This is a genomic window from Streptomyces sp. NPDC034086 (genome assembly GCF_055575515.1).
Genome location: NZ_JBVISM010000005.1, coordinates 152172 through 170780 on the forward strand (window position 1 = coordinate 152172; position 18609 = coordinate 170780).

At 74.1% G+C, this 18609-nt stretch carries 23 protein-coding genes; 11 read left to right on the forward strand and 12 right to left on the reverse strand.

What is annotated here, in order from left to right; all coding sequences use genetic code 11:
• Positions 1 to 202 precede the first annotated feature (202 nt).
• Positions 203 to 466: a GlsB/YeaQ/YmgE family stress response membrane protein gene (locus tag ACZ514_RS15285; protein WP_468168314.1), complete on the reverse strand. Its 264-nt coding sequence runs from the start codon at positions 464 to 466 to the stop codon at positions 203 to 205.
• A 303-nt stretch (positions 467 to 769) separates the two neighbouring features.
• Between ACZ514_RS15285 and ACZ514_RS15290 the strand changes: the two genes are divergently transcribed.
• The 4 genes from ACZ514_RS15290 (at position 770) to ACZ514_RS15305 (ending at position 3270) form a co-directional block, all read left to right on the forward strand.
• Positions 770 to 991 (forward strand): hypothetical protein, encoded by a 222-nt coding sequence (locus ACZ514_RS15290; protein ID WP_469124912.1) that lies wholly within the window; start codon positions 770 to 772, stop codon positions 989 to 991.
• 10 nt (positions 992 to 1001) lie between these two features.
• Complete coding sequence (locus tag ACZ514_RS15295) at positions 1002 to 1805, forward strand: hypothetical protein (RefSeq protein ID WP_468168319.1); 804 nt, start codon at positions 1002 to 1004, stop codon at positions 1803 to 1805.
• A gap of 141 nt (positions 1806 to 1946) precedes the next feature.
• Positions 1947 to 2426: a cupin domain-containing protein gene (locus ACZ514_RS15300; protein ID WP_468696818.1), complete on the forward strand. Its 480-nt coding sequence runs from the start codon at positions 1947 to 1949 to the stop codon at positions 2424 to 2426.
• Between the two features lie 37 nt (positions 2427 to 2463).
• A complete protein-coding gene (locus tag ACZ514_RS15305; RefSeq protein ID WP_468168323.1) occupies positions 2464 to 3270 on the forward strand; it encodes a DUF72 domain-containing protein in 807 nt (268 codons plus the stop codon).
• Between the two features lie 18 nt (positions 3271 to 3288).
• On the opposite strand, the gene ACZ514_RS15310 is transcribed toward ACZ514_RS15305, so the two are convergent.
• The 7 genes from ACZ514_RS15310 to ACZ514_RS15340 form a co-directional block, all read right to left on the reverse strand.
• On the reverse strand, positions 3289 to 3591 hold the full coding sequence (locus ACZ514_RS15310; protein WP_468168325.1) for a hypothetical protein: 303 nt from the start codon (positions 3589 to 3591) through the stop codon (positions 3289 to 3291).
• A 118-nt stretch (positions 3592 to 3709) separates the two neighbouring features.
• Complete coding sequence (locus ACZ514_RS15315; protein ID WP_468696824.1) at positions 3710 to 4498, reverse strand: VOC family protein; 789 nt, start codon at positions 4496 to 4498, stop codon at positions 3710 to 3712.
• A gap of 153 nt (positions 4499 to 4651) precedes the next feature.
• A complete protein-coding gene (locus ACZ514_RS15320) occupies positions 4652 to 5062 on the reverse strand; it encodes an STAS domain-containing protein (RefSeq protein WP_468168331.1) in 411 nt (136 codons plus the stop codon).
• A gap of 165 nt (positions 5063 to 5227) precedes the next feature.
• Positions 5228 to 5542: a hypothetical protein gene (locus tag ACZ514_RS15325; RefSeq protein ID WP_468168334.1), complete on the reverse strand. Its 315-nt coding sequence runs from the start codon at positions 5540 to 5542 to the stop codon at positions 5228 to 5230.
• Between the two features lie 50 nt (positions 5543 to 5592).
• Positions 5593 to 6006 carry a CBS domain-containing protein gene (locus tag ACZ514_RS15330; RefSeq protein WP_468168337.1) on the reverse strand — a complete coding sequence of 138 codons (414 nt, stop codon included), beginning with the start codon at positions 6004 to 6006 and terminating at the stop codon, positions 5593 to 5595.
• Between the two features lie 76 nt (positions 6007 to 6082).
• On the reverse strand, positions 6083 to 7039 hold the full coding sequence (locus tag ACZ514_RS15335) for a TIGR03557 family F420-dependent LLM class oxidoreductase (protein WP_468168340.1): 957 nt from the start codon (positions 7037 to 7039) through the stop codon (positions 6083 to 6085).
• 123 nt (positions 7040 to 7162) lie between these two features.
• The gene (locus tag ACZ514_RS15340) at positions 7163 to 8110 is read right to left on the reverse strand and encodes an NmrA/HSCARG family protein (RefSeq protein ID WP_468168343.1); all 948 of its coding nucleotides are present in this window, start codon (positions 8108 to 8110) and stop codon (positions 7163 to 7165) included.
• 216 nt (positions 8111 to 8326) lie between these two features.
• Here ACZ514_RS15340 and ACZ514_RS15345 point away from each other — a divergent pair, with 216 nt between their 5' ends.
• A complete protein-coding gene (locus ACZ514_RS15345; RefSeq protein ID WP_468168346.1) occupies positions 8327 to 8674 on the forward strand; it encodes a GntR family transcriptional regulator in 348 nt (115 codons plus the stop codon).
• A complete protein-coding gene (locus ACZ514_RS15350; protein ID WP_469124913.1) occupies positions 8671 to 9663 on the forward strand; it encodes a DUF1648 domain-containing protein in 993 nt (330 codons plus the stop codon). Before ACZ514_RS15345 ends, ACZ514_RS15350 begins: the two co-directional genes overlap by 4 nt.
• A gap of 17 nt (positions 9664 to 9680) precedes the next feature.
• Here the strand turns inward: ACZ514_RS15350 and ACZ514_RS15355 are convergent, their stop codons facing one another.
• Positions 9681 to 10241, reverse strand: coding sequence for a DinB family protein (locus tag ACZ514_RS15355; protein WP_469124914.1), 561 nt, complete (start codon positions 10239 to 10241; stop codon positions 9681 to 9683).
• A 200-nt stretch (positions 10242 to 10441) separates the two neighbouring features.
• On the opposite strand from ACZ514_RS15355, the gene ACZ514_RS15360 reads away from it, so the two are divergent.
• Both ACZ514_RS15360 and ACZ514_RS15365 read left to right on the forward strand, forming a co-directional pair.
• A complete protein-coding gene (locus ACZ514_RS15360) occupies positions 10442 to 11008 on the forward strand; it encodes a PadR family transcriptional regulator (RefSeq protein WP_468168355.1) in 567 nt (188 codons plus the stop codon).
• A gap of 58 nt (positions 11009 to 11066) precedes the next feature.
• Positions 11067 to 12785 (forward strand): acyl-CoA dehydrogenase family protein, encoded by a 1719-nt coding sequence (locus tag ACZ514_RS15365; protein WP_468168358.1) that lies wholly within the window; start codon positions 11067 to 11069, stop codon positions 12783 to 12785.
• A gap of 75 nt (positions 12786 to 12860) precedes the next feature.
• Here ACZ514_RS15365 and ACZ514_RS15370 read toward each other — a convergent pair whose 3' ends face one another.
• The 3 genes from ACZ514_RS15370 to ACZ514_RS15380 all read right to left on the reverse strand — a co-directional run bounded on the left by ACZ514_RS15370 (position 12861) and on the right by ACZ514_RS15380 (position 16844).
• Positions 12861 to 14021: a baeRF2 domain-containing protein gene (locus ACZ514_RS15370; protein ID WP_468168361.1), complete on the reverse strand. Its 1161-nt coding sequence runs from the start codon at positions 14019 to 14021 to the stop codon at positions 12861 to 12863.
• A gap of 145 nt (positions 14022 to 14166) precedes the next feature.
• Entirely contained in the window at positions 14167 to 16356 is a 2190-nt protein-coding gene (katG, locus tag ACZ514_RS15375; RefSeq protein ID WP_468168364.1) for a catalase/peroxidase HPI, read from the reverse strand.
• Between the two features lie 260 nt (positions 16357 to 16616).
• A complete protein-coding gene (locus tag ACZ514_RS15380; RefSeq protein ID WP_468168367.1) occupies positions 16617 to 16844 on the reverse strand; it encodes a hypothetical protein in 228 nt (75 codons plus the stop codon).
• Positions 16845 to 17044: 200 nt separating this feature from the next.
• Here ACZ514_RS15380 and ACZ514_RS15385 point away from each other — a divergent pair, with 200 nt between their 5' ends.
• The 3 genes from ACZ514_RS15385 to ACZ514_RS15395 all read left to right on the forward strand — a co-directional run bounded on the left by ACZ514_RS15385 (position 17045) and on the right by ACZ514_RS15395 (position 18598).
• A complete protein-coding gene (locus ACZ514_RS15385; RefSeq protein ID WP_468168370.1) occupies positions 17045 to 17311 on the forward strand; it encodes a DUF4235 domain-containing protein in 267 nt (88 codons plus the stop codon).
• Positions 17312 to 17471: 160 nt separating this feature from the next.
• Entirely contained in the window at positions 17472 to 18194 is a 723-nt protein-coding gene (locus ACZ514_RS15390; RefSeq protein ID WP_469124915.1) for a UdgX family uracil-DNA binding protein, read from the forward strand.
• Positions 18195 to 18274: 80 nt separating this feature from the next.
• On the forward strand, positions 18275 to 18598 hold the full coding sequence (locus ACZ514_RS15395) for a plasmid stabilization protein (RefSeq protein WP_388937767.1): 324 nt from the start codon (positions 18275 to 18277) through the stop codon (positions 18596 to 18598).
• Positions 18599 to 18609: the final 11 nt, after the last annotated feature.

Sequence of the window (18609 nt, forward strand, 5' to 3'; positions counted from 1 at the left end):
GGATGCGGCGGCACGGGGGGAGCGCCGGCACCGGCCGGGCGCGGTCCCGCGCCACGGCACGCCGTATCCCCAGTCTCCCGCCCTCCGCGGCCGCCGGCAAACGCAACCCGCGTGTCCCGGAACGGCTTTCGGCGGGCCTGGCCGCCCGCCGTCCCGGGAGCGCGCCGGCCGGACGGCGCGAACCGTCCGGCCGGGGTCCCGGTCATCGTGAGGAGCGGCTGAACAGGCGGAAGACCGCCAGCAGGATGAGGGAGCCGACGATGGCGGCGATCCAGGTGGAAAGCTCGAAGAATCCGTCGACGGAGTCGACGCCGAAAATCACCTTGCCGAGCCACCCGCCGAGCAGTGCTCCCGCGATGCCGATCAGAATGGTGACGATGATTCCTCCCGGGTCCTTCCCGGGCATCAGCATTTTGGCGATGATGCCCGCCAGGAGTCCGATGAGGATCCAAGCGATGATTCCCATGGTGCCTTCTTTGCCTCGTCGCGTTGAATTGCGGTCGATTGCGCTTCTACGCCGACCAAGCGATTCTCAAACCTCTCCCACCGGGACACTGCGCCGTGCGGCGCAGCGCCGCGCGGAACGGCCCGTCCGCCGGCCCGCGTGCCGGCACCCGGGCCGTGACCCCCGTCGGGGCGGCACCCGGGCCGTGACCCCGTCGGGGCGGCGGCCGGGCCGTGATCACCTCAAGTGGCCCCGGAGGTAGGGTGGTTCTCGTACACCAGTTCTCGACGGCGCGCGCCGCACGTCATTCAAGGGGGACCCCACATGAACCAGACCACCCGTCACGCCGCCGTCGTCGCGGCCGCCGTCGCGGCCCTCGCCGGTGCGGCCACGGCCGGTGCGGCCGGCCCGGCGGCCTCGGACGGCAAGGACGGCAAGGACGGCAAGGACGGCATCAGCGTCGTCGCCCACATGGGGATGCTCTCCGCCCCCGCCGACGCCCCCGCCGAGGGCGACCTGGCCGTCGTCCGGCACGTGGCCCTCTGAACTGCGCCGCATGAGCGAACACCCCGCCGCGCCGCCGGCCGGGCCGCCGCCCGTGGTGGAGAGGCTGGTCGAGCTCTCCACCCGGCTGCAGCGGATGTGGGACGGGCGGCCGACGATGACGTTCCCCGGCTGGGGGCACCCGTTCCGTGCCCTCGAGGAGCTGCTGCCCGAGCAGGACGTCTCCGACGCGGACCAGCACCCGCAGATGGTGCCGCTGCTGTGGTACCCCGCCCTGCGCTCGCGGGGGCCCGGGGGCCGGGTGGTCGTCGAGGTCCTCGACCACCTGCCGCGGGAGGAGGACGCGGCGCCGCTGATGCTGCGCCGCCAGGACCTCGCCGGGCTGTACGGCTGGGCGCTGCTCACCGGCTCCGTCGCGCGGTGGATCGGCGACGTCACCGGCGGCGCGCCCCTGCTGGAAGTCGGGGCGGGGTCCGGCTACTGGGCACGGCAGTTGTCCCGGTCCGGCCTGGACGTTCTCGCCACGGACCTGCACGAGGTCGAGGCCAACGCCTTCACCCACGGCTTCCGCTACGCCGACATCGAGACGGCCACGGCGGCCGACGCGGTGCGGCGGCACCCCGGACGCACCCTGATGCTCGTATGGCCGCCCCCAGCGGACCCGATGGCCGCGGAGGCGTTGCGCGCCCACGACGGGGACACGTTCCTCTACGTGGGGGAGGGGCCGGGCGGGATGTGCGCCGACGAGGACTTCTTCGCCGAGCTGCGCCGCCACTGGACCGCAGGGGCCGGCTGCCCCCTGACCGTGCGCTGGCTCGGCCACGGCGACCGCGTCACCCTCTACCGGCGCCGCTGACGGCTCCGCCGCGGCCCGCCCACCGGCCGCCGCCGGTCGCCCCCCGCATGGAAAACCGCCGTCCGGGCAGGCGACGGTCAGCCACGCCGGGCGTGTCCGGGGCGCGCCCGTGGACGAGAGCACGCGAGGCGGTGCGTACGCATGGAGATCCAGCCGGCCGTGTCGCGCGGCGAGAGCCCCATGGAACCCGAGGAGCTCCTGGAGATCGCCCGCGACGTGGGCCGCGACTACCCGCGCTGGCGGCCGAGGCTCTCGGAGCCCGGCGGCGAGGGCAACTGGCTGCCGCTGTTCCGGACCGGCCCCTTCGGGGTCTGGGCCCTGGGCTGGGAGTGCCTCCCTCCGGGGGCCGCCTACCTCGACCACGAGCGCGTACGCGGAGCGGTGTACGTGGCGCGGGGCGCCCTCACGCACGAGCGGGCCCGGCTCGGCGACTCCCCCCGCACGGAAGAGGTCGGGGCGGGCCTGGGCTTCTGCTTCGACGAGACCTTCTACCACCGGATGCGCCCCGTCCGCGAAGCGGGACCGGCCGTCACCGTCCACGTCTTCGCTCAGGCCGGCCCCGAGGCGTCCCCCGGTGGTGCGGAGGAGCCGTGGCCCCCTCTGTGGCTCGGCCTGCCCTGACGGCATCCACCCCCGCGCCCCGGGGTAGGCGCACCGCATGGCCGTGACCGTCGGCACCTCCGGGTGGCAGTACCGCGACTGGTCGGGTGTGTTCTATCCCCCCGGCCGGCCGCAACGGCTGTGGCTGGAGGAGTACGCGACGCACTTCCGGACGGTGGAGAACAACAACGCCTTCTACCGCCTGCCGTCCCCGGACACCTTCGCCCAGTGGCGCGACCGCACTCCGCCCGGCTTCCTGATGGCCGTGAAGGCCAGCCGGTTCCTCACCCACATCAAGCGTCTGCGCGACCCGGCCGAGCCGGTCCACCGGCTGATGGCGCACGCCGCCTCCCTCGGGGACCGGCTCGGCCCCGTCCTGCTCCAGCTGCCGCCGACGCTGCGGGGGGACCCGGAGCTGCTCGATCTCTGCCTCGCCTGCTTCCCGGCCGGCGTCCGGGTCGCCGTCGAGCCCCGGCACGCATCGTGGTGGACGCCGGCCGTACGGTCGGTGCTGACCGCGCGGGGCGCCGCCCTGTGCTGGGCGGACCGGGAGTCGCGGCCGGTGACACCGCTGTGGCGCACGGCCGACTGGGGCTACGTCCGCTTCCACGAAGGCCGCGCCCGCCCCTGGCCGCGCTACGGCAAGGACGCCCTGCGCGGCTGGGCGGCGCGCGTGGCCGACACCTGGCCGCCCGAGGCGGACGTCTTCGCGTACTTCAACAACGACCCCGGCGGGGCCGCCGTGACCGACGCCCGGGCCTTCGCCCGCCTGACCGGAGGGCCGGGACCCGACGGCGCTCCGCCGGAAGGGCGCGGCGCCCCCCGCGCGCGGACGGGGGAGCGATCCCGAGGCCCGGCCGGCTGAGCGGCGGCGGGCGGCCGCTCAGCCGGCCGGAGCCGCGGCGCCGGACCGGGGGAGCGTCGCCGCGTTGCCGGTGCGCACGGCCAGCAGCACGGCGTCGTGCAGGGCGCGGCTCGCCTCCTCGCTCGGGCAGGGCGCCGGGCTCCCCGCCAGCGTCAGCCACTCCGTGGCGCCGCTGTGCTGGACGGCGACGTGGGCCAGCCGGTCGGCCTCGGTCCAGGTCGTGTGCACGTCGAGTTCACCGGTCAGGAGAACCGATTCGGCGGTTCTCACCCCGCCCCGCCCGGCGAAGACGCCGCGCGTGGTCCACGATGCCCAGGTCATCCGGCCTCCAGGGTCCGTCCCGCAGTGGTACGGGACATCGATGCGTACGGATCTGGCGTGATACCCGCTGAAAGGCGGATATATGCCGGTTCGCCCTGGTCTTTCGGATGGGTCCGGCTCAGCCGGCGGCCGGGGTGAGGACCACGAAGTCGGCGTTCCAGGGGTCGAGGCAGACGGAGAGGCGGCCGATGCCCTCGACGTCCTCCGGGCCCGTCTGCGTGTTGCCGCCGTTGCCGGTGACCGCGGCGACGGCCGCGTCACAGTCGGGGACGGCGAACACGGGATGCCAGTACGGCCGCCCGTTCGTGAGGGCCAGGTGCTCCGGGGCCAGTTCCATGAGCCCGCCGTGCATGCGCTCGTCCGGGAGCCCCGCCGGGGTGATGAGCGCGTACGTGCCCCCGCCGCCGGGCAGCTCCATGTCGCTGAACCGCCAGCCGAGGACGCGGCCGTAGAACTCCCTGGCGGCCGCGGCGTCGCTGGTGAACAGCTCGGTCCAGCACAGCGAGCCCGGCTCGTCCACCACCTCGACCCCCTGGTCCGTCCCCGGCTCCCAGACGGCGAACTGCCCGCCCAGGGGGTCGCTGTACTGGGCCATCCGGCCCGCGTCGTCCAGGGTCATCGGAGCCACCCGCACCGTACCGCCCGCGTCCTCCACCGCCCGGGTCGTGGCGTCCGCGTCCTCGACGCTGTAGTAGATCATCCACGCCGGGCGCGCACCCTGCTCGGTGAGCTTGCCGAGTCCGGCGACGATCTTCCCGTCCCTGCGGAACATCCCGCCCTCGGCGCCCCCCAGGGCTTCGTACCGCCACCCGAACACGGCGCCGTAGAAGGCGGCGGCGGCCGGGACGTCGGGCGTGCCGAGGTCGAGCCAGCAGGGCGAGCCGGGGACGTACGTCGTCGTGATCATGGGTGTGGGCCTTTCACGGAGCCGGTACGACCCCAGCCTGGCACCGGACGGCCGCCCCCGCCCGTCGGCCGTCCCCCCGCCCGTCGGCCGTCAGCCCGTGACGTACGGCCGGAACGCGGCTCGTCCGGAGGGGACGGGGGAGGGGGCGGCGGCTCAGCCGCCCGCGGGCAACCGGTCGGTACGGGGCTCCGCGTACGCGCGGGCGTCACCGGCGCGTTCCTCGAGCAGTTCCCGGAACCCGGCCGTCGCGTACCGGTCGGCGGTGGCCGAGGCCGGACCGGGAAGGCCCGCGATCCGGGCCATCAGCTCCCGCGGCTGGATCTGCCAGCCGACGACCAGGACCCGGAGCCCCCGGCGCTCGGCGCGCCGGTGCAGGTCCAGGAGGTGCAGCAGGCCGTCGGCGTCCATGAAGGGGACCCCGTGCAGATCGATCATGAGGACCCGCTCGCTGGGGGTGGCGTACTCCAGCGCCCGCCGGAGTTCCGCGTCCGCCCCCTCGTCGAGTTCGCCGCAGGCGCTGACCAGGACGGTGGTGCCGCGGTACTGGACGTCCGTGGTGATCAATACGTTCCCCTTCCCGACTCGCCCGCGCGGGCGGCGCCCCGCGGGGCCACCATCCTGGCGTGGTGCCCCGCGGGAGGGGTAAGAGGCTCGCTGACGTCGGGCCCGGGTTGTCAGGTTTCGCTCAGGCGGGTACCGGCCGCGCCGGCCGGTACCCGCCCGGGCGACTCACGCCGCCAGGGCGTCGTGCGTGGCGCGCGTCCTGGGCCGCAGGCCCGACAGCGTCGTGACGCCGTCGCCCCGGACCGAGTCGAGGACGGCGTCGTGGAGGAGCCGGCTGGCGTACCCGTTGGGGCACGGCACGGGGCCGCCGGCCACGGGCCACCAGGTGGGGCCGCCCGGAGGGCGGACGGTCACCCGGGCCAGCCCGTCGGACCAGGAGGTGTGCACCTCCACTTCACCGGTGAGGACGCCGCCGTCCTGTGTCCGGACGCCGCCGCGGCCCGCCACGACCGAACGCGTCGTCCACGAGGCCCAGCCCATGGTGCTCGCCTTCTTCCGCTCTGTTCCTCGGTCCCGGCTCCTCGGCGGGGTCAGCTGGACAGTGATTCGAGGAGCTCGCCGACCTTGGGGTCGGGCAGGGCGCGTGCCACGTCGGCCTGGGCCACCATCCCGATGAGGTCGTGGCCGTCGATGACGGGCAGCCGGCGGACCTTGTGCCGGGCCATCGTGCGCAGGATCTCCTCCGCGTCGTCGTCGGCCCCGATGGTCACCGCCTCGCCCTGTGCCAGCTCGCCGGCCTTGCACTGGGCGGGGTCCTTGCCCTCCGCCAGCACCTTGACCACGATGTCGCGGTCGGTGAGCATTCCCTTCAGCCTGTTGTCGGTGCCGCAGATCGGCAGGGCGCCGACCCCGAGCTCCTTCATCATCTCCGCTGCCCGGATGATGGTCTCCTCGGCGCCGATGCAGTCGGCGCCCTCCGTCATGATCTCGCGGGCGGTGGTCATCTGGGGTTCCTCCTCGTCTTCTCGCAGTCGTCTCGTCGTCGCGGCGGTCTTCGGTCCGCGGCGGATCCGGTACGCCTCATCCGGTGAGGGCGGGCAGCACCTTGTCGCGGTAGGCCTCGAAGAAGGCCTGCTGGTCGGGGCCGATCTGGCCGATGTACACCTCGTCGAACCCCGCGTCCACGTAGGCGCGGACGGCCTCCACGTGCTCCTCGACGTCGGGGCCGCAGGGGACGGCGTCGGACACCTGGCGGCGGGTGACGAGTTCACTCGCCTGTTCGAAATGCGCCGGGGTGGGCAGGACCTGGTTCAGCTCGCCCGGCAGCTGCTCGGTCGGCCACAGACGGTGCACGGTGTCGACGGCCTTCTCCCGGTCCTCGCCCCAGCACACCTTGAGGCCGCCGATCACCGGCTTCCCCTCGCCCCCCGCGTCCCGGAAGCGCTTGATGGCCTCCTCGTCGGGGCCCATGGTGACGAACCCGTCGCCGATGCGTCCGGCCAGGGCCGCCGCCTTCGGCCCGAAGCCCGAGACGTGGATGGGCAGCGGGCCCCCCGGCGCGGTGTACAGGCGGGCGTTCTCCACCGTGTAGTGCCGGCCGCGGTGGCTGACCTGACGGCCGGTGAACAGTTCGCGCATCACCTCGACGGCTTCCTCCAGCATCTCGGCCCGCTCGTCGAAGGCCGGCCAGCGGTCGCCGAGGACGTGTTCGTTGAGGGCCTCGCCGGTGCCCACGCCCAGCGCGAAGCGGCCGTCGAGCAGCCGGCTCGAGGTCGCCGCGGCCTGGGCCGTCACCGCCGGATGCAGCCGCACGGTGGGGCAGGTGACCAGCGTGGTCACCGGCAGCTCCACGGTCTGCGACAGGGCCCCGATCACCGACCAGACGAACGGGCTGTTGCCCTGGGCGTCGTTCCACGGGTGGAAGTGGTCGGAGATCGCCAGCCGGCTGAAGCCGGCGTCGGCGGCCCGCCGCGCCTGCTCCAGAAGCCGGTCCGGGGGAAATTCCTCGCAGGCCAGGAAGTAGCCGAAAGCTGTCATCGGTCTCGTGCCTCCAGGGACGGGAAGTACGTGGCTCCGTGGTCGGCGCGTGCCCCGGCCGACGGGGGACAAACCTCGCGGAGGCCCCACCCCGGCGGACCGCACCGCCGGCGGCCGCCGCCGTCAGGCCGGGGGGAACCGGTCGCGGTGGGCCGCCAGCCAGGTGGCGAAGTCCTGCAGGGCCGGGTGGATGCCGCGCACGGCGTCCAGGTCCCGCGCGCCGGTGAAGGAGGCCTCGCAGTCGGCGTAGAACTGGAACATGTTCCCCGCCTCGTCGGCGCCGGGAAAGCCGAGGCCGCGGAACGCGTCGGGCGTCAGGGGCCGGTAGCGGACCGGCCGCCCCAGGGACTCGGTGAGGGCCGCCGCCATGTCGGCGACCCGCAGGTGCTCGCCCGCGACGCTGATGGTGGCGGCGACGAAGTCGGCACCCGTCCTGAAGATGGCGTGCGCGATCCTGCCGACGTCGTCGACGGCCATGCCGGACAGCCGCTTGTCGCCCATCGGGTAGATCAGCTCCAGGCCGCCGTCCTCCGTCGCCCGCGGCGCGAAGCTGCCCAGCAGGTTGTCCCAGAAGAAGGTGGTCCGCAGGAAGGTGACCGGTACGCCCGCGTCGAGGAAGTACTGGTCGGCCTCCGCCTTGGCGTCGAAGTGCGGGACCTTGTACGCACCCTGGAGCGTCGGCATCCGGTCGTCGTCCACGGGAACGCAGTGGCGCGTGTCCTCCAGGGTGGACCAGATCGCGTGCTGCACGCCGGCGTGGCCGGTCGCCCGGGCGAGGGCCGCCGCCTGCCGCTTCTCGTGGGCGGCGTCCATGTCCTCCCAGAAGTTGGTCACCAGGAACGCCCCGTACGCGCCCTCCAGGGCGGGGCCGAGGCTCGCTTCGTCGTCGATGTCGGCCCGGACCACCTCCGCCCCGAGCCGCTCCAGCTCCCGCGCCCGTTCCGAGTCCGGGCGGCGGGTCACGGCGCGCACCGCGAAGTCGCCGTCCCGGTCCTCGAGGATCGACCGGGCCAGGGAGCCCCCCTGTTGTCCGGTCGCTCCGAATACGGTGATCGTCCGCTTCCCGGTCATCGCCGGTCACCCACTCCCGCACGCGCTCCTCGCCCCGTGGGACGTTTCCGCCGCGAACATACGGGCGGCGGACCGGACGCGACCGGCGCCACACGCCGGGCCCGCCCGTATGGCCGCACGAGCGGCGCCCCCCCCCGCCGCGCGTACCGGCGCAGGCGCCGCCCGCGGGGCGCGGTCTCCTCTCGGACAGTCAATGGTGCTACCGTCATTGGCACCATGCTGCTGAGACTGAACACCGCGGACGGCCGGCCGCTCCACGAGCAGGTGGCGGCCGCGATCAGGCGCGCCATCGCCGACGGCGAGTGCGGGCCGGGCGACCGCCTGCCGTCGGCCCGGGAACTGTCCCTGGCCTGGGGAGTCAACGCCAACACGGTCCTGCGCGGTCTGCGCGGGCTGCGTGACGAGGGCGTGCTGGAATTCCGGCGGGGGAGGGGCGTCACCGTCGCCGCGGGAGCGGACGAGCGGTCCGTGGTGCTCGACCGGGTGCGCGAACTCGTCCGTGACGCGGCGCGCCTGGGCTACAGCAGGGCCGATCTGATGGAAATGATCAGGAGGTTGCCGTGAAGGGTCCGAGGAATCGGAAGGGGCCGGCCGGCCCGGAGGGGGCCGCGGGCCGGCGGGCCCTCGGGCTCTGGGCCGCCGGGGTCGCCGCCCTGCTCGCCGCGCTGCCCTGGGCGGCGTCGGAACGGCTGCCGGAGCGGCTGGCGACCCACTGGAGCGCACGCTCCGGCGCGCCCGACGGCTCCCTGCCGCTGTGGGCCGCCGCGCTGCTTCCGGTGGCCGTCTGGGCGGCCCTGGTGCTGCCGGCCGCCGTTGTCGCGCGGTGGCGCGACGGGGCGGCGGCATCCGCGTTCCTGCCGGCCGGCGCCGTCTTCCTCCTCGGCGGGCAGGCCTGTGTCGTCCGGGCCAACCTGGACCGGGCCGACTGGCACCAGGCCCGTCTGGGGAGCCTCGGCATCGCCCTGACGGTCGCGGGGGCTGCGGCCGCGGGACTCGCCGGCCTGCTGAGGGCCCGCCGCCCCTCCACGGCACGGCCGCCGGCGGCGGAGCGGGGTCCGGGCATGGAGATACCGGACGGTGAAAAGCTGGTCTGGTTCTCCCGCACCGCGAACCCCTGGCTCCGGGCGACCGCGGCCGTGACCGGACTCGGCGCGGCCGCCGCCGCCCTCGCCGCCGTCGCGGGCCTGGGGGTCCCGGCCCCGTGGGCGCTCGTCACGCCCCTCGCCGTCACGTCCGTCCTGGTCCTCGGGTGTTCCTCCGTACGGGCGAGCGTCACCGACCGCGGTCTGGACGTGGCCCTCGGCCCGCTCGGCCTGCCGGTACGCCGCTGGCGGGCGGGGGACATCGCGTCGGCACGCGCCGAGCACCGGACGCCCGCGCAGGTGGGCGGCTGGGGGTACCGGCTCAGCGGCAGGGGCACGACGGTGATGCTCCGGGCCGGTGAATGCCTGGTCGTCCGCCCGCTGCGCGGCACGGAGTTCGCCGTCAGCGTCGGGGACGCCGAGCGCGGCGCCGCGCTGCTGAACTCGCTGGCCGCGCCGCGCACGCCCTGAGCCCCGGCGGGGTCAGCTCACTGGCCGACCCTGCCGTCGACGCACTCGCGCAGGAGGTCGGCGTGGCCGCAGTGGCGGGCGTACTCGTCGATCCGGTGCACCATCAGCTCGCGGATCGCGATGGAATCCTTGCCCACGCGCTCGCCCAGGTCCGGATGCGCCGCCAGCGCGGCATCGGTCGCGGCCTGCTCGCGCTCCAGGTCCGCGTACGCGGCGTCGACGACGGCCCCGTCCGCGACGGCCCCGTCGAAGTCGGCGTCGCGCTCGCCGTACAGCTTGGGCAGCGGGTCGCCGTCGGTGATCCAGTTGCGCCAGTCACGCTCGACCTCGGCGAGGTGGCGGACCAGCCCGAGCAGTGACATCGTCGACGGCGGAACCGACCTCCGGGCCAGCTGCTCGGGGTCCAGGCCCTCGCACTTCATCCTCAGGGTCAGGCGGTAGTCCGTCAGGAACTCCAGGAGCGTGGCGAGTTCGCCGTCCGGGCCCGGCCCGTCGTTGTTGCGGGGATCGTCGTCCGGATCCGCCCACATGTCGGGGTACACGGTCGACCGGGTCCAGCGCGCGAGGTCTTCACTCATGCGGCCCATGCTCGTACGCCACGGCCGCGGTCCGCCACCGAGATTCCGCCCGGCCCGCCTCCGGGGGCGGGCGGTGGGCGGGGCGAGGGCCGTACGGAACGCCCGCGGACGCCGTCCGGCCGCCGGAGACGTTCGTGAGCCGCGTCTCACCCGGGCCCCGGCCCTTGTCTATGCAACGAGTTGCATAGAAAGATCGGGGCATGGCGCTCGACCACGCGATCCTCGTCTCCCTGCTGGAGAAGCCGGGCTCCGGATACGAACTGGCCCGGCGGTTCGACCGGTCCATCGGCTACTTCTGGACCGCCACCCACCAGCAGATCTACCGCGTTCTGGGCCGCATGGAACGGGACGGCCAGCTCACCGTCCGCGAGGTCCCGCAGCAGGGCCGGCCGGACAAGAAGGAGTACTCCGTCGCCGCCCCCGGCCGCGCGGCCCTCTCCCGGTGGCTGCACGAGCCGATCGAACCCGAGAGCATGCGCCACGACCTCGCCGTGAAGATCCGGGGCGCGGCCTTCGACGACCCGGCCGCGCTGATCCGCGAGGTCGAACGGCACCACCGGGTGCACGGCGAGCGGCTCGCGCACTACCTCGCCGGGGAACTGCGCGACTTCACCGGGCCCGGGGCGCCCGCCCCGCTCGACGCCGCGCAGGAACTCCAGCACGCCGTGCTGCGCGGCGGCATCGCGTACGAGCGGATGACGATCGACTGGCTGGACGACGTCCTCGCCACGCTCAGGCGCCTCGGCGCGGCACCGCCGTCCGCCTGAACACCCCACCCCACCCCACATCCCTCCCTCCCCCTCCCTCTCCGGAAGGCGACCCCTCATGGCCGACTCCCTGCTCTTCAACCCGCGCACCTACGACCCCGCGCACTTCGACCCCGAGACCCGCAGGCTGCTGCGCGCCACCGTCGACTGGTTCGAGGAGCGCGGCAAGCGCAGGCTGATCGAGGACTACCGTTCCCGCGCCTGGCTCGGGGACTTCCTGGCCTTCGCCGCCAAGGAGGGCCTGTTCGCCACCTTCCTCACCCCGGCGTCCGCCGCCGGACGGGAGGACCAGCGCTGGGACACCGCCCGGATCGCCGCCCTCAACGAGATCCTCGGCTTCTACGGCCTCGACTACTGGTACGCCTGGCAGGTGACGATCCTCGGTCTCGGCCCGGTCTGGCAGAGCGGGAACGCCGCCGCCCGCGCCCGTGCCGCCGAACTCCTGACCCAGGGCGAGGTGTTCGCGTTCGGTCTGTCCGAGCGCACCCACGGCGCCGACATCTACTCCACCGACATGCTGCTGGAGCCCGACGGCGACGGCGGTTTCCTGGCCAGCGGCTCCAAGTACTACATCGGCAACGGCAACGCCGCCGGACTCGTCTCCGTCTTCGGCCGCCGCACCGACGTCGAGGGACCGGACGGATACGTCTTCTTCGCCGCCGACAGCCGCCACCCGGCCTACCACGTGGTGCAGAACGTCGTCGACTCCTCCAAGTACGTGAGCGAGTTCCGGCTCGACGCCTACCCGGTGTCCCCGGACGACGTCCTGCACACCGGCCGGGCCGCCTTCGACGCCGCCCTCAACACCGTCAACGTCGGCAAGTTCAACCTGTGCACCGCCTCGATCGGCATCTGCGAACACGCGATGTACGAGGCCGTCACCCACGCGCAGAACCGCGTCCTCTACGGCCGCCCCGTCACCGCCTTCCCGCACGTGCGCCGTGAACTGGCCGACGCCTACGTCCGCCTCGTCGGCATGAAGCTCTTCAGCGACCGGGCCGTCGACTACTTCCGCTCCGCCGGCCCCGACGACCGCCGCTACCTCCTCTTCAACCCGATGACGAAGATGAAGGTGACCACGGAGGGCGAGAAGGTCATCGACCTCATGTGGGACGTGATCGCCGCCAAGGGCTTCGAGAAGGACACCTACTTCGCCGAGGCCGCCGTCGAGATCCGCAGCCTGCCCAAGCTCGAGGGCACCGTCCACGTCAACCTCGCGCTGATCCTCAAGTTCATGCGCAACCACCTGCTGGAGCCGGTCGCGTACCCGGCCGTGCCGACCCGCCTCGACGCGGCCGACGACGACTTCCTCTTCCGGCAGGGCCCGGCCCGCGGCCTGGGCTCCGTACGCTTCCACGACTGGCGTCCCGCCTTCGACGCGTACGCCGACGTGGCGAACGTGGCCCGGTTCCGCGAGCAGGCCGACGCCCTGTGCGAGTTCGTCGCCACCCTCGCCCCCGACGAGGCGCAGAGCCGCGACCTGGACTTCCTGCTGTCCGTAGGCCAGCTGTTCGCCCTGGTGGTGCACGCCCAGCTGATCCTGGAGCAGGCCCGCCTGACGGACCTGGACGCGGACGTCCTCGACGAGTTGTTCTCCGTCCTCGTGCGGGACTTCTCCGGACACGCCGTCGAACTGCACGGCAAGGACTCCGCCACCGAGGCGCAGCAGGCCTGGGCCCTGGGCGCCGTACGCCGGCCCGTCGTGGACGAGGACCGCGCGGCGCGGATCTGGCAGCGCGTCGAGGCCCTGTCCGGGACGTACGAGATGGCGCCGTAGCCACCGGCTCCGGCACCGACCCGCGGCCGGCCGTGCCGGCCGCGGGGCCTTCCCCGCCGGGGCGCTCCGCCCCGGTCACACCGTCCAGCGCAGCACCGCCCCCAGGCCGCCGGCCGGTCCCGCCATGTCCGCCGGGACGACCAGCACCTCGCAGCCCGCCGCGGCGGCCGACCGCAGCAGGGCGTCGTCCGCCCGCGCCCGTTCGGGACGGCCGACGCCCATCGCCTGCGCCTGGCCGCGCTGCACCGCGACCTGGTCCACTCCGGGACCCACCCACACCTCGCGCGCCGCGTCGGGGCCCTCGGGGGTGAGCAGCAGGGTCGCCGCCTGGTGGCTCCGGACGGCGTCCACCACGGCGGGCATGCCCTCCGCGGCCTGCCCCGGCCCGGTGTCCACGGTGGACTCCCTGTGCTCGCCGGGCCGGCCCCGTCCGGCGCGGAAGCGCTCCAGGGCGTTCTCCAGGCGCTCGCGGGCGAAGGCCTCCCGCACCCGCGCGATCTCGCGGTCGAGGGCGTCCCGGGAGGCGCCGGGCGAGCGGCCGCCGGCGTCGACCTCGACGGTCACCGCCCGCACCGCCTCGGGCAGGCGGTGGTGGACGGCCCGGCGCTCGCGCACGTCACCGGCGAGCACCACCAGAGCGGCGCCGCTCGCCGGCCACTGCCGGGCCAGCTCGGCGGCGATGGCGTCGGCCGTCTCGTTCCAGGCGTTCTCGACCTTGTTCCGGTAGTGCCACTCGTAACGGTCGGCCGGCACCCCGCGGTGCCCCCGGTCCGGCCACCGGCTGCCCCGCGCCTGGCCCACGGCCTCCCGGCGCGGGCCGTCGCACAGCTCCAGATCGGCGCCGGTACGGTCGACGTGCGCCACCAGGCAGCTCGGCTCGTCCCCGCGCAGAGCGGCCAGCGGCGCGACGTGCGGCAGGACCGACCAGGTCGCGGCGGTGGCGGCGGGGGCCCTGGCGAGCGGGACGTCCAGCAGGACCTCGGCGCCCGACGCGAACAGCGCACGGCCGGGGGCCGCGCCGTGGGCGGGCTCCCCGGCGAGCCGGTTCACCACGGCCCGGACGGTGTAGGCGTCGGCGCCCGCGTCGATCAGCTGCGACGCGACCGCCCGCTCACGCAGGGCCTGGATCCGCTGCGCGTCCTCGGTGGCGCGGGTGGTCTCGGCGTACACCGACGCCCAGGGGCCGGGACGGGAGAAGAGCGGTTTGAGGAAGCCCAGTTCCATGACGTCCCCCAAGGGGTTCAGGAAGGCGTGAGGGTCCTCCTCCAGAATGCCCCGCCCGCCCCCGGCGTGCCCGCCGGCCGGCCGGCGGGGGCCGGCGGGCCGGCGGGGGCCGGCGGGCCGGGGCGGCGGGGTCGGGCGGGCGTACCGGTCCGGACGGTCAGGAGAGGTCGAAGCGGTCGAGCGTCATCACCTTGTCCCACGCCGCCACGAAGTCGCGTACGAACTTCTCGCCCGCGTCCCGGGAGGCGTACACCTCGCACAGCGCCCGGAGCTGGGAGTGCGAGCCGAAGACGAGGTCGACCGCGGTCGCGGTCCACTTGACCCGGTCCGTGGCGCGGTCCCGGCCCTCGAACACGTTCTCGTCCGTCGCCGAGGGCGACCACCGCGTCCCCGTGTCCAGCAGGTTCACGAAGAAGTCGGTGGTCAGCGTCTGCGGCCGGCTGGTGAAGACGCCGTGCGGGGAGCCCTTGTAACCGGCGTCCAGGACCCGCATGCCGCCCGTCAGCACCGTCATCTCGGGGGCCGTCAGCGTCAGCAGGTTGGCGCGGTCCAGCATGAGGGTCTCCGGCGACAGCTTCTCGCCCTCCCCGAGGTAGTTGCGGAAGCCGTCCGCCCTGGGTTCGAGGACGGCGAACGCCTCCACGTCGGTCTGCTCCGGCGAGGCGTCCGTACGCCCCGGCGCGAACGGGACCGTGATCTCGTACCCGGCGTCCCGCGCGGCCTTCTCCACGGCCGCGCAGCCGCCCAGGACGATGAGGTCGGCGAGGGAGACCCTCTTCCCGCCGGTCTGCACGGCGTTGAAGTCCTCCCGGATCCGGTCGAGGGCCGGCACCGTCCGCGCCACCTCCTCCGACGCGTTGACCTCCCAGTCCTTCTGCGGGGCGAGCCGGATCCGCGCCCCGTTGGCGCCTCCCCTCATGTCGGTGCCGCGGAAGGACGCGGCCGCGGCCCAGGCGGTGGCCGCCAGCTGGGAGACGGACAGCCCCGAGTCGAGGACGCGGGCCTTGAGGTCGGCGATCTCGGCGTCGCCGATCAGCTCGTGGTCGACGGCGGGCACCGGGTCCTGCCACAGCTGCGGCTCGGGGACCCACGGGCCGAGGTAGCGGGAGACGGGCCCCATGTCGCGGTGCAGCAGCTTGTACCAGGCCCTGGCGAAGGCGTCGGCGAGCTTGGCCGGGTCCTCGTGGAAGCTCCTGGAGATCGGCCCGTAGACCGGATCCAGCTTCAGCGCGAGGTCCGTCGTCAGCATCATGGGGGCGTGCCGCTTCGACGGGTCGTGCGCGTCGGGCACCGTGCCCTGGGCGGCCGGGTCCGTCGGCGTCCACTGCTGGGCGCCCGCAGGGCTCCTCGTCAGCTCCCAGTCGTAGCGGAAGAGGTTGTCGAGGTAGCCGTTGTCCCACCTGACGGGCTCGGTCGTCCACGCGCCCTCGAGCCCGCTGGTGATGGTGTCGGGCCCCTTTCCGGAACCGTAGGAGTTCATCCATCCGAGGCCCTGCTGCTCGATGGGCGCGGCCTCCGGTTCCGGACCGACGTACTCGGGGTCGACCGCCCCGTGGCATTTGCCGAAGGTGTGGCCGCCGACGATCAGCGCGACCGTCTCCTCGTCGTTCATCGCCATGCGCGCGAACGTCTCGCGGATGTCCCTGGCGGCGGCGAGGGGGTCCGGGTTTCCGTTCGGGCCCTCCGGATTGACGTAGATGAGTCCCATCTGCACGGCGCCGAAAGGACCGGTGAGTTCCCTGTCGCCGCTGTAGCGCTCGTCCCCGAGCCAGGTGTCCTCCGGACCCCAGAAGATCTCCTCGGGTTCCCAGATGTCCTCCCGGCCGAAGCCGAAGCCGAAGGTCCTGAAGCCCATGGACTCCATCGCGCAGTTGCCGGCGAAGACGAGGAGGTCCGCCCACGAGACCTTCCGGCCGTACTTCTGCTTGACCGGCCAGAGCAGACGCCGCGCCTTGTCGAGGCTCGCGTTGTCGGGCCAGCTGTTGAGGGGGGCGAAGCGCTGGGCACCGGAGCCGCCGCCGCCCCGGCCGTCGGCGATCCGGTACGTTCCCGCGGCGTGCCAGCTCATCCGGATGAAGAGCGGCCCGTAGTGGCCGTAGTCGGCGGGCCACCACTCCTGCGACGTCGTCATCACCTCGAAGAGGTCCCGCTTGAGGGCCTCGACGTCCAGGTCCGCGAACTCCCGCGCGTAGTCGAAGTCCTCGCCCATCGGGTTCGACCGGGGCGAGTGCTGGTGGAGCACCTGGAGGTCGAGCTGGTTCGGCCACCAGTCCCGGTTCGTCCTGGGGCGGGTCGGCGTGGCGGCCGGGGAGGGAATTGCGGGGTTCTCGCTTTCGCTGCCGGACACGTCCGTCCTTCTTCCTGTCGCGGTGTCTCCACCTGCTGGCTGCTTGCTCTGCGCGTCCGTATGGTCGCGCACCGTGGTCGGTGCCGCCGAGAGAACACGCAGGGCGTCTCCACCCGGAGGGGGGACGACGGGCGGACCCCCGCCGTGCGGGGACCCGGGAAGGGCGGGGGAGAAGCGGTGATCCGGAGCGTGCGCGGACCGGACGGGAGCCGTCCCCCGGGCGGGGGCCCGGGGGACGGCCGACGTGCGGGGGCCGGCGGCTACGGCTTGTTGGCGAGCGCTCCGAGGTACCGGTTGAGCTGCTCCAGGCGGGCGTCGATGCCCTGGATGGAGGACGTCAGGAGCTGGAGTTCCTGCACCGCGGCGAGGACGGCCAGCAGGCCGGCCCGCGCCGAGGGTTCGGTGACGTCGCGCAAAGCCGTCCGTGCCTCTTCGAGGAGGTGCGAGGGGGCCGGGCCGGCCGCCGGTGCCGAGGGCGGTTCCATCACGTCATCCCACCTTCCGGTTGGAGGCGGAGCCTCCGTCGCGGTTCGAGGAGGGACTCCACCGGTTTCGTCGCCTGCCCCCGTCGCGGGCCGTCAAACGGCGGCCGCGCCCCGTGACGGCGGACGCGGGCCGGGAAGGCGTTAGCGGCACGTGCCACCGGGCAGATGCCGGGGGACCGGACGAGCGAGGAGGAGGAACCGCGGTGAAGGCATCGAAGATCGCGTACAAGCCCGTCGGGCTGGTGCTCGGCGTGGCCGGGGGCGCGCTGGCGGGCGCCGCGTTCAAGCAGCTGTGGAAGAGGCTCGGGCACGATGACGACGCCCCGAACGCCACCGACGAGGACCGCTCCTGGCGGGAGATCCTCATCGCCGCGGCGCTGCAGGGCGCGGTCTTCGCCGCCGTCAAGGCGGCGGTGGACCGCAGCGGCGCCGTGGCCGCCAAGCGCCTGACCGGCACCTGGCCCGCCTGACCCGCTCGCCCCGGCCGGTGCCCCGGCCGCCGGGTCCCGCGCGCCGCGGTCCCCGGTTTGGTGCCGGGAGCGCCGGGAAGAAGCCGACTGCCGCCCTGCGGTCTCGAACGCGGGGCGGACCACGGCGCGGGAGCCGGACCCCGGCCCGGAGGTGGTGGCGATGGACGCGGGCGTGCGTACCGGCTCGGCCCGGGCCGCCGGACCCGAGCTCGGACAGGAGTACGACGCCACTCCCTACCTCCCTTCGCGGGGAGGCCTGCGGAGCCTGGCCCGGGCGGCGTCGGGCTGCAAGGGGTGCCCCCTCTTCCGGGACGCCACCCAGACGGTCTTCGGCAGCGGCCCGGCCGGTGCGCGGCTGATGCTGGTGGGGGAGCAGCCCGGCGACCAGGAGGACCTGCGGGGCGAGCCCTTCGTGGGCCCGGCCGGCCGGCTGCTGCGCAAGGCGCTCGACGAGGCCGGGCTCGGGGACGAGGGCGCGTACCTGACCAACGTGGTCAAGCACTTCAAGTTCACCCCCGCCCCCCGCGGCAAGCGCCGCATCCACAAGGCCCCCAGCCTGCGCGAGATGACCGCCTGCCGGCCGTGGCTCCTGGAGGAACTGCGGCTGGTCGGGCCGGAGGTGCTGGTGGTGCTCGGCGGTACCGCGGGCAAGGCGCTGCTCGGGTCGTCGTTCCGGGTGGGGGAGCGGCGCGGAGTGCTCCTGCCCATGCCCGTGCCGCTCGGCGGGGAGACCGGCCCGGTGGCCGGGCAGCTGCTGGCGACCGTCCACCCGTCGGCCGTGCTGCGCTCCGAGGACCGGGAGGCCGCCTTCGCGGGGCTGGTCGCGGACCTCTCCGTGGCCGCCGCCGCACTGGGCCGCCCAGGACCCGAGCCGACTGAATGAGCCGCCCCCTCCCGGGCAGGCGCACGGTACGGACCCGGCCCGCCGGAGCCGTACACACGCACAAGAGCGAAGGAGTCACCATGCCTCGCGGTTCCAGCCCCAAGCGCGAACGTCAGTACGAGCACATCAAGGAGAGCGCCGAGCAGCGCGGCGAGAGCACCGGACGGGCGAAGGAGATCGCCGCGCGCACGGTCAACAAGGAACGCGCCCGCTCGGGCGAGTCGAAGACCGCGAGCCGCTCCTCCACCCAGGACACCTCCTCCTCCAAGCGGGGCGGGCAGCGCTCTCACAGCGGCTCGCAGGGCCCCACCAAGGAGCAGCTCTACAACGAGGCGAAGCAGAAGAACATCGAGGGCCGTTCGAAGATGGACAAGTCCGAACTGAAGCGTGCGCTCGGCCGCTGACCCCTCGCACC

Coding starts and splice junctions, on each gene's coding strand:
- ACZ514_RS15285 (WP_468168314.1), bottom strand. CDS start 466: ATGGGAATCATCGCTTGGATCCTCATCGGACTCCTGGCGGGCATCATC.
- ACZ514_RS15290 (WP_469124912.1), top strand. CDS start 770: ATGAACCAGACCACCCGTCACGCCGCCGTCGTCGCGGCCGCCGTCGCG.
- ACZ514_RS15295 (WP_468168319.1), top strand. CDS start 1,002: ATGAGCGAACACCCCGCCGCGCCGCCGGCCGGGCCGCCGCCCGTGGTG.
- ACZ514_RS15300 (WP_468696818.1), top strand. CDS start 1,947: ATGGAGATCCAGCCGGCCGTGTCGCGCGGCGAGAGCCCCATGGAACCC.
- ACZ514_RS15305 (WP_468168323.1), top strand. CDS start 2,464: ATGGCCGTGACCGTCGGCACCTCCGGGTGGCAGTACCGCGACTGGTCG.
- ACZ514_RS15310 (WP_468168325.1), bottom strand. CDS start 3,591: ATGACCTGGGCATCGTGGACCACGCGCGGCGTCTTCGCCGGGCGGGGC.
- ACZ514_RS15315 (WP_468696824.1), bottom strand. CDS start 4,498: ATGATCACGACGACGTACGTCCCCGGCTCGCCCTGCTGGCTCGACCTC.
- ACZ514_RS15325 (WP_468168334.1), bottom strand. CDS start 5,542: ATGGGCTGGGCCTCGTGGACGACGCGTTCGGTCGTGGCGGGCCGCGGC.
- ACZ514_RS15330 (WP_468168337.1), bottom strand. CDS start 6,006: ATGACCACCGCCCGCGAGATCATGACGGAGGGCGCCGACTGCATCGGC.
- ACZ514_RS15335 (WP_468168340.1), bottom strand. CDS start 7,039: ATGACAGCTTTCGGCTACTTCCTGGCCTGCGAGGAATTTCCCCCGGAC.
- ACZ514_RS15340 (WP_468168343.1), bottom strand. CDS start 8,110: ATGACCGGGAAGCGGACGATCACCGTATTCGGAGCGACCGGACAACAG.
- ACZ514_RS15345 (WP_468168346.1), top strand. CDS start 8,327: ATGCTGCTGAGACTGAACACCGCGGACGGCCGGCCGCTCCACGAGCAG.
- ACZ514_RS15355 (WP_469124914.1), bottom strand. CDS start 10,241: ATGAGTGAAGACCTCGCGCGCTGGACCCGGTCGACCGTGTACCCCGAC.
- ACZ514_RS15360 (WP_468168355.1), top strand. CDS start 10,442: ATGGCGCTCGACCACGCGATCCTCGTCTCCCTGCTGGAGAAGCCGGGC.
- ACZ514_RS15365 (WP_468168358.1), top strand. CDS start 11,067: ATGGCCGACTCCCTGCTCTTCAACCCGCGCACCTACGACCCCGCGCAC.
- ACZ514_RS15390 (WP_469124915.1), top strand. CDS start 17,472: ATGGACGCGGGCGTGCGTACCGGCTCGGCCCGGGCCGCCGGACCCGAG.
- ACZ514_RS15395 (WP_388937767.1), top strand. CDS start 18,275: ATGCCTCGCGGTTCCAGCCCCAAGCGCGAACGTCAGTACGAGCACATC.